Raw genomic sequence first — 7,310 nt, forward strand, 5'->3', positions numbered from 1 at the left:
CGCGCAATCGGATACTTCTCAGGTCGCCTGAAATCCAGCGCCCGCCTCGTGCCGCCGCATTATTCAGGGCCGACTAAATTTGGATCTTACTCGTGATTGAGCGGGTGGAGATCACGGACCATCTGATGGAGGCGGGAGGTATCCAGATGCGTGTAGATCTGGGTGGTCTCAATGCCGGCATGGCCCAAGAGCTCCTGCAGCACGCGCAGATCGGTACCGCCCGAGTGCATGTGGGTGGCAAAGGCATGCCGCAGCACGTGCGGTGACACCCGCTCGGGACTGGCCAGCCCTGCGGCCACAGCAGCTTCCTTGATCTCGAGCAAGGCCGCTTGGCGCGTCAGAGCCTTGGCTCCGTTGCGCACCGAGTGGAACAACCAGGGGGAGGGCGCTCCGCCAGAATAGGCGCGGGCCAGCTTCTGCCACTCCGCAATGGCTCCAATCGCCCGTTCGTGCAGGGGCACGAGGCGCTGCTTGTCGCCCTTGCCGCGCACCAGCAGCATGCGAGTACCGGAAGGCGCCGCATCGGAGGGCAGCGACAGCGCCTCGCTGATGCGCATGCCCGAGGCATAGAGGGTCTCGAACAGGGCAGCCCGCCGGGCATAGCCGGCCTGCCGGTACAGCCCGACCGAGGGATCGGCCGCCAGCCTGTGAACCGTCTCCAGGAGCGCCTCCGTCTCGGCAATCGACAGGACGAAGGGCAGCTTGCGGGACTGCTTCATGGCCGACAGATTGGCTGTGGGATCGCGCGAGCCGAGTTCCTCGGCGATCAGGAACTTGTGCAGACCGCGTGCCACCGTAATCCGTCGGGCGATGGTGGATCCGGCATAGCCGCGCCCATCGAGAGCGGCGATGTAGTCGCGGATTTGCTCCAAACTGACCTCATCCAGGCCGAGGCTGCTCTCATTGAGCCAGGCGAGATAGCAGTTGAGATCATCGGTGTAGGTGTCGATGGTACCGGCGGACGCCCCAAGTTCTGTTGCCAGAGCATCGAGCCAGAGCTGGGCTAGCCGGTGATTGGTTTGCATGTGATTCTCCTGCGAGAGGACCCTGCCACGGCGCTGGTTACGAACTTCTTGTCAAAATCCTAATTATGCGAAATGTTATAAAGGTTTATTGTACTTTCAACGATGAACTTTCATGCCAAGATTGCGTTATGTCCTGATGGAGATATAGTCTATATATAGACACAGCGGTGATGCCATGGCACAGCCTCTCAAGAACCACACGGAAGCGGCCTCACAGGATCTCCCTCACCTGGAGCAAGCGGGCTTTGAGCCCTCTAATCGGAGACGCCTGAGCGCTCCCGGCATGCGTACCTTCTTGGCCGTTGCCGACCTATGGGGCCTAACTGAGCAGGAGCGCCTCCGGATCCTCGGGTACCCAGCGCGTTCCACCTATCACAAGTGGGCCAAACAGGCCCGTGAGCACGTCGAGTTTACCCTAGACGCCGATGTTCTGACCCGGATCTCAGCAGTCCTTGGGATCTACCAGGCGTTGCGCGTCCTATTCGCAACGGAACAGGAAGGCTTGGCATGGCTTCGTGGACCTCATCAGGCCACAGTGTTTGGAGGTCATCCGCCGATCGAACTTATGGTCGATGGCACTCAGGATAGTCTCCTGACCGTACGGCGCTTCCTCGATGCAGCCCGTGGCGGCCTCTACATGGAGCCCAATACGGCAGATCGGAACTTCATCCCCTATGATGATACGGATATCCACTTCTCGTGACCAACGTCGCTGAAGCGCCTTACCCGACGTATCGCCTGATCCCATCCCAGTTTCCGCCCATTGGCCTGTTCGACACAGTGGCAACGCCTGCCGATTTGTCGGCGGTCATGGAGTTGGTCGGGTGGACCAATGACCGGCTGGTGGCCAGCCGCATTGCCCGCCTTCCCCAACAGGAATGGGTTTATGGCCGGCCGAACGCCAGCATCGTGATGGCAGCTTTCCTGCACGTCAGCCCCGCAGGCATGCGGTTCAACTCGCCCGACCTCGGGGCCTGGTATGCTGCCAGCGAAATCGAGACGGCGGTAGCCGAGGTTGGACATCACCTCCGACGCGAGGCAGTGGCACGAAGCGTTCCGGAATTGACACGGATCTATCGAAGCTATTCAGCGCGACTGAATGGTGTCTACCTGGATATACGCGGCCAACAGACAGAGCGTGCCGATGTTTATGCGCCTGATCGCTACGACGCCTCGCAGCAACTAGGAGAAGCGATCCGTCGTACTGGTGAGGCTGGCATCATCTACGACAGCTTGCGGCGCCGTGGAGGAACCAACATCGTGGCGCATCGCCCCACGAATATTCTCGATGTCACGCAGGCTGATCATTTCGAGATACGCGTTCCGGCTGTCGGACGTCGAATTGACGTGCGGAAACTCACCGCCGCTTAGGCGGAGAAGTCATGGGGCCAAGAGGTCTTTGCTAGCGAGCACCTTTTCGCATTGCTGCGCTAGCAAGCGGTGTGGTCCATTCATGTCCGAGAAAGCACCAACGAACCGCCTGGCTTTGCTTAGTTGGCATTTGGCAGAAGTAATGTTAAGCCGCGCCCATCCCTTTAACGTTTGTTTGTGTACGGAGATGACGCTGCGTCTCCCCGCCTAAAATTCAACTTCAACGATCAGGATCAGCCAGATGCCGGGCATCGCACGTCAGTTCGAGCCGCAGATCACCCGTACCGGTGGCGCCCCGTCCAAGTATCGGTTCACCGCCCGATGCTCCGGGTGCTCCAAGACAGACAGCTACGAGGCCAGCAGGCCTACCGGCGATGAGCTCGTCAAAGGCTACTTCAAAGAGCGCGGCTGGCTTCTCGCCCGCGATCGCGCCCATGACCTGTGTTCGGCTTGCCTGACAAAACCCCGAGAGGTTCAGCAGTCTCGGACGTCCAACGGCGCAGGACCCCAAAGGTCGCCAAATACTGCCACCTCTTCAAGTGGCGTGAGCGTCCCAGCGGACAGGCGGTCCCTGGATACGGCTGATATCCTGGCCCGTCACTTGGGCAAGCCTGAAGCGCTCGCTGCGGAGGTCTTCCGTGCCAAGCCCGTGCAGCCCCCTCGCCCCTCCGCTCCGGAGGCGCCCCCGCAGACCGGATCAGCCCCTGCCCTGTCACGCGAGGTGGAACAGGCTCTGACGGGAATGGCCGCGGATCTGAAAAGCATTCGCTCGACCATGGAGCTCATGGCCGAGCAGGTGAGCAAGCTGGTGGCACTTGGCGGTCAGCACATTGACGCCATCGCGCGGCTCACACCCCTGATGGTTCAATCGGCTGACGGGATTTCTGGCGGCCTGCGGGAGGTTGTTAGCGCGGTGCAACTCATCTCGAACACCTCCCCTCCTGTGAGAGAGCCCTCCAAGGCAGAAGAGCCGCTTACGCCAGAGGCTGAACCGGTTGAACAGCAGGATCCAGAACTCAGCTCAGAGCCAGTACCTCGGAACGCACCCAGGGCAAAAGCGCGCTCGAGAGCGGGTCAGCGTTCGACGGAGACTAAGGACCAAGTTCGTGAGACTGGCTCCGGGCCCCTTGTGGTCAAGTCGATACCCGACGCGAAGCGCTCGGACCGGTTCTACACGTCCATCCGCCTGCCACGGGATTTGTGGGACCAGGCCGGATTCGGTCCGAACGACCGTCTCCTGCTGGACTGGAGCGGGAAGACCCTGACCATTGAGCGTGTAACTGAGGGGGGCGTGAAGCCCAAGGCAGTCGGGAGCACCTCTGTGATCCTTCAGTCTTGGAAGCTTGGGAACCTCAACCTTGACCAACTGAAGGTCACCGGCGCTGACGGATCGCTGCGCGTGACGGGAGGACGTCGGCAGGCGTGAGGCTTGATCGGCGAGTGGTGTGCGGGGCGCACGAGCCTCAGACCATGCCATCCAGAGGTTGGTTCAACATGCCTCAAGAAGGGATTTCGACAATTTTGATCCCGACGCGGCGCCGGATCCGCGTCATCGGATAGCCCAGGGGGTTGCAGACAACCCGCATCTGATGATTCTCAGCCTGCACCAGATAGTCGAACGGGGTGTGGACGTGACCATGGATCCAGAGCCGGGTCTTGCAAAAGCGCTTCGGATCGAGGTTGTTCACGAAGAACGCATTGAGAGCATCGCCCTGGAAGTCAGGATGGATCGACCCAGGAAAGGGAGCATGATGTGAGACGATCACATCGGCACTCGCCTGCTCGAGAAACGTGAGCTGCGCCAGGTGCAGGTCATTCCACTTGTCGACCGTCACGCCATGGATCTTCACGAAGTCGGGGAGAGCGCAAGGTATGTTCAACGAACCTCGGTAAGTTGGACGAAGCGCGAACATCGCTCCGACAGCATCCGGTTTGGCGCGAATTCGAGCCAAACTCGCTTTGCGTAGGCCCTCAACACTTTCCACAGTCTAACGCCAGAGGAATTGGAGTGGCATGACGGCATCAATCATCAGCTGAGAGATAGGCGATGTGGCTAGAGCCTTGATCTTCTGCGAGTTTCTGCTTGCTCCATGGCGCATCGCGCCCAAGAAACCGATAGTCTCGGAATAGCACCGTTCTAAGTTTGTCCAGTTTGGCGCGGTTTATTGCACAAACCTTGTGCGCTCCCCTACATCGCAAAGTCACACGCTCTTGGCTTCGCACGATTGGCTTTGGGCGGGATGACCGCGGTCGCGCCACGGGCATCCAGGTCCTGGCGTAGCGCATCAGTGTCGAAGCCCTTATCAGCAATCAGAGCGCCAATCTCGATCCCGTCGAGCAGGGGCTGTGCTCCAACACTGTCATGCCGCTGGCCTGGAAACAGGTGGAAGCGCACCAGATTGCCCAGCCCGTCCACCAGGGCCACGATCTTGGTGGTCAACCCGCCGCGCGAGCGCCCGATGGCCTGAGCACAAGTCCCCCTTTTGCGCCCGTGCCATGCTGGTGGACGCGCACGATGGTTCCGTCGATGAGCGCGTACTCGAAATCGGGATCGCCTGAGAGAGTGTGGAAGACGTGCTCAAGCACGCTGGTCTGAGCCCAGCGGCGGAAGCGGCGAAACACGCTGTTCCAGTTCCCGAACATCGCGGGCAGGTCGCGCCAAGGCGCCCCGGTGCGCACCATCCACAGCACGGCTTCCAGAAACAGCCGGTTATCCGCTCCCGAGCGACCGGGATCACCGGCTTTGCCGGGCAGCAACGGCGCGACGCGCTCCCACTGCTCATCCTTCAGGATCATGCGATTCAAGGCTGACCTCCAGTTTTTCAGTCTTGAATCAAAGTTTCCCCGCGGCGGGAATCCTCAGCCCCCTGAATGTCCACAAACCTTAGTAGGCTTCAGCTCAAGATGCACGGTGAGTTGCCTCTTGGAACGATAGCCGCCGGACGTTGGAAACCTCCCGTCCGTTGCGCCTCCAGAACCAAAATTGCCGCCAGTGAAATCAGGAACGACAGGAAATTGGCTGCTCCCTATGAGAACAGGAGGCGGTCAGTAGGTTGCTGGGGGTATGTTCAAGTTAGCGGTTGAGGATCGCGCCATCCCAAAAGTGTCCAGAGCCGAGCATGATGCCTTTACAAAGACCTCAAGAGTGATCCGCCACGTCAACACACTCACCACTCTGAAGATCATGAAAGCTGAGGCGCACCTTTACGATGCTGTGATCTCGGTCGGTTGGAGCACCAATGCTGAAGGACGGGTTCATCTCGCCAGTCATGCATTCGGCACCTTCTTCCAACCTGAGTTGAACTAAGCGGCGGCGCAGGTGCGCCTCGAACTCATGGATGGTACGCAGGGTTTCGGCATCCACATCTGCATCAATGCGGCAGACAAGCTTGCCATTGCTGTCGGATGTGATCTCTGCCTCCTGTAGCAGAGCAGCCAGGGCTGGGGGCCATTCAACAACGGAAATCTGACCAAACGGCATGGGATCCCTCCCTCGACACTGTAGCCTCTACCAAGCCTCCTATGACTAAGCGAGAGCCAAGCTTGTGGGTTCCAAGAGAGCGCTCTTGCTAGACTTCTGATGGGCTGAGGAGACGCAGGCGATAGTGGAAGGGCCAACACGGCATCTAACGGCAGAACCACATGGGTCGGCCCGCGTTGATGTAAGTTAATCCTATTTGGTGGGCTGCGTCTTGTTTAGCTGCTACTTAGTTTCAGAAACAGGCCTCGTACAGCCAATGGCACGATGAATGGGATGCTTGTTGCTACCGCCACGGCGGCAGCAAGTGTTGTCATCTTGCCGTGTTCTCAGTTGCCATAGGAGTTGCACAAAGGGGCTTGGAGAACGGCGATGCCTGATCCTGGGACACGCTCTAACATCCTTTGGGACACTATGAAGCTCTCGGCCGAACCCCTGCGAGGCCGTGGCGGTGTTCTGGTCGTGGCTCAGGTAAGAGTTCAAGAGATTGGGCGAAAAGATTCTGACGAATACCGCATCAACTTTGAGCTAAACAGGCACCACGGCCTTGTATCCCATGACACTGAAGTCAGGGTGCCAGCTAAGGCGGATGGTCCTCACTGGAGGTATTCAGGACGGCGCGACCTTGTTGTGGCCGTCAAGCACCGCTTTCTCGAAACACAGCTATACACCTATGTCGCGGGTCAGCTGGGCTGGGTTCCTGATTCAAGTGTCGAACGGGTTCATGCACCTTTAGACCCGTAAGCTTATCAGCTCAATCCATACTGGAACATTGCCTATCCAGGATTGTTTGCCCGTACCTGCACGCCTCTTCCTAACTCGCGGTGGTTCTTCCCTCTGGATACTCTCTTGAGCCCTGAGCGTGTCTTGCGGCTTTCCCTCGTTCGTCAGCCGGTGCCCTCACTTTGGAGCAAGACCTCTCACGCGAAGTTCGTGGCGGGCCGCACGTAACCGCGCTCGAAGCTCAAGTTCGCGCTGATGGAACTCATCACGCAGGCAGGTGAGTTCGTGCGTTAGACCACCATGCACCGACAGCAACTCAGCATTGGTCAAACCTGCTATCTCAGAGGACGTTGCAATCCCGCTCCGGGTGATCGAACGAACCTGCCTGATTGTGGACGGACCAAACCCTGAAAGCTTCATCAGTTGGGCATCCGGAATGCGAGCCACTTCGGCTATAGAGGGGCGGCGGCCACCAAACTCCGCCAAAATGCTTTCCTGGGCCCGCAGCCGTAACAACTCTATTGGGAACAGATCATCCTCCGGCACTCCACCCTCGTCCACGTAGTCTGTGAACCATTACAGTAACGTTTGTTCTATGTAGCGACAGGATCAGTATCCTAATTCTCTGGTGCCTCCCTGTTTGGTAGCGGAACGTTGTTGGGACCAGGTGCGTTGCGCGATTGAGGAGTACACTTGGCGCTTTGAGAGACTGC

7 protein-coding genes and 1 pseudogene are annotated in these 7,310 nt (G+C 59.0%); 3 read left to right on the plus strand and 5 right to left on the minus strand.

The genetic code is table 11. The annotated features are described in order from the left end of the window. Positions 1-86: 86 nt before the first annotated feature. Positions 87-1,025, minus strand: a complete 939-nt coding sequence (locus JKL45_RS28830; protein ID WP_201865205.1) for a tyrosine recombinase — start codon at positions 1,023-1,025, stop codon at positions 87-89. Between the two features lie 283 nt (positions 1,026-1,308). On the opposite strand from JKL45_RS28830, the gene JKL45_RS28835 reads away from it, so the two are divergent. The 3 genes from JKL45_RS28835 to JKL45_RS28845 all read left to right on the plus strand — a co-directional run bounded on the left by JKL45_RS28835 (position 1,309) and on the right by JKL45_RS28845 (position 3,822). Next, the gene (locus JKL45_RS28835; RefSeq protein WP_246499100.1) at positions 1,309-1,728 is read left to right on the plus strand and encodes an antitoxin Xre/MbcA/ParS toxin-binding domain-containing protein; all 420 of its coding nucleotides are present in this window, start codon (positions 1,309-1,311) and stop codon (positions 1,726-1,728) included. Continuing rightward, complete coding sequence (locus tag JKL45_RS28840) at positions 1,725-2,396, plus strand: RES family NAD+ phosphorylase (RefSeq protein ID WP_201865207.1); 672 nt, start codon at positions 1,725-1,727, stop codon at positions 2,394-2,396. The genes JKL45_RS28835 and JKL45_RS28840 overlap by 4 nt, the downstream gene beginning before the upstream one ends. Positions 2,397-2,637: 241 nt before the next feature. Beyond that, positions 2,638-3,822, plus strand: coding sequence for a hypothetical protein (locus tag JKL45_RS28845; RefSeq protein WP_201865208.1), 1,185 nt, complete (start codon positions 2,638-2,640; stop codon positions 3,820-3,822). Positions 3,823-3,895: 73 nt separating this feature from the next. On the opposite strand, the gene JKL45_RS28850 is transcribed toward JKL45_RS28845, so the two are convergent. The 4 genes and pseudogenes from JKL45_RS28850 to JKL45_RS28865 all read right to left on the minus strand — a co-directional run bounded on the left by JKL45_RS28850 (position 3,896) and on the right by JKL45_RS28865 (position 7,143). Beyond that, on the minus strand, positions 3,896-4,276 hold the full coding sequence (locus JKL45_RS28850) for a metallophosphoesterase family protein (protein WP_201865209.1): 381 nt from the start codon (positions 4,274-4,276) through the stop codon (positions 3,896-3,898). 311 nt (positions 4,277-4,587) lie between these two features. Then, positions 4,588-5,201: pseudogene (locus JKL45_RS28855) on the minus strand (IS5 family transposase); the annotation flags it as partial. A gap of 334 nt (positions 5,202-5,535) precedes the next feature. After that, positions 5,536-5,877 carry a hypothetical protein gene (locus JKL45_RS28860; protein WP_201865210.1) on the minus strand — a complete coding sequence of 114 codons (342 nt, stop codon included), beginning with the start codon at positions 5,875-5,877 and terminating at the stop codon, positions 5,536-5,538. An 897-nt stretch (positions 5,878-6,774) separates the two neighbouring features. Beyond that, positions 6,775-7,143 carry a hypothetical protein gene (locus JKL45_RS28865; RefSeq protein ID WP_201865211.1) on the minus strand — a complete coding sequence of 123 codons (369 nt, stop codon included), beginning with the start codon at positions 7,141-7,143 and terminating at the stop codon, positions 6,775-6,777. Positions 7,144-7,310 lie beyond the last annotated feature (167 nt).

The sequence above is a fragment of the Microvirga soli genome (assembly GCF_016734765.1).
Classification (GTDB): domain Bacteria; phylum Pseudomonadota; class Alphaproteobacteria; order Rhizobiales; family Beijerinckiaceae; genus Microvirga; species Microvirga soli.

Coding starts and splice junctions, on each gene's coding strand:
- JKL45_RS28830 (WP_201865205.1), bottom strand. CDS start 1,025: ATGCAAACCAATCACCGGCTAGCCCAGCTCTGGCTCGATGCTCTGGCA.
- JKL45_RS28835 (WP_246499100.1), top strand. CDS start 1,309: ATGCGTACCTTCTTGGCCGTTGCCGACCTATGGGGCCTAACTGAGCAG.
- JKL45_RS28845 (WP_201865208.1), top strand. CDS start 2,638: ATGCCGGGCATCGCACGTCAGTTCGAGCCGCAGATCACCCGTACCGGT.
- JKL45_RS28860 (WP_201865210.1), bottom strand. CDS start 5,877: ATGCCGTTTGGTCAGATTTCCGTTGTTGAATGGCCCCCAGCCCTGGCT.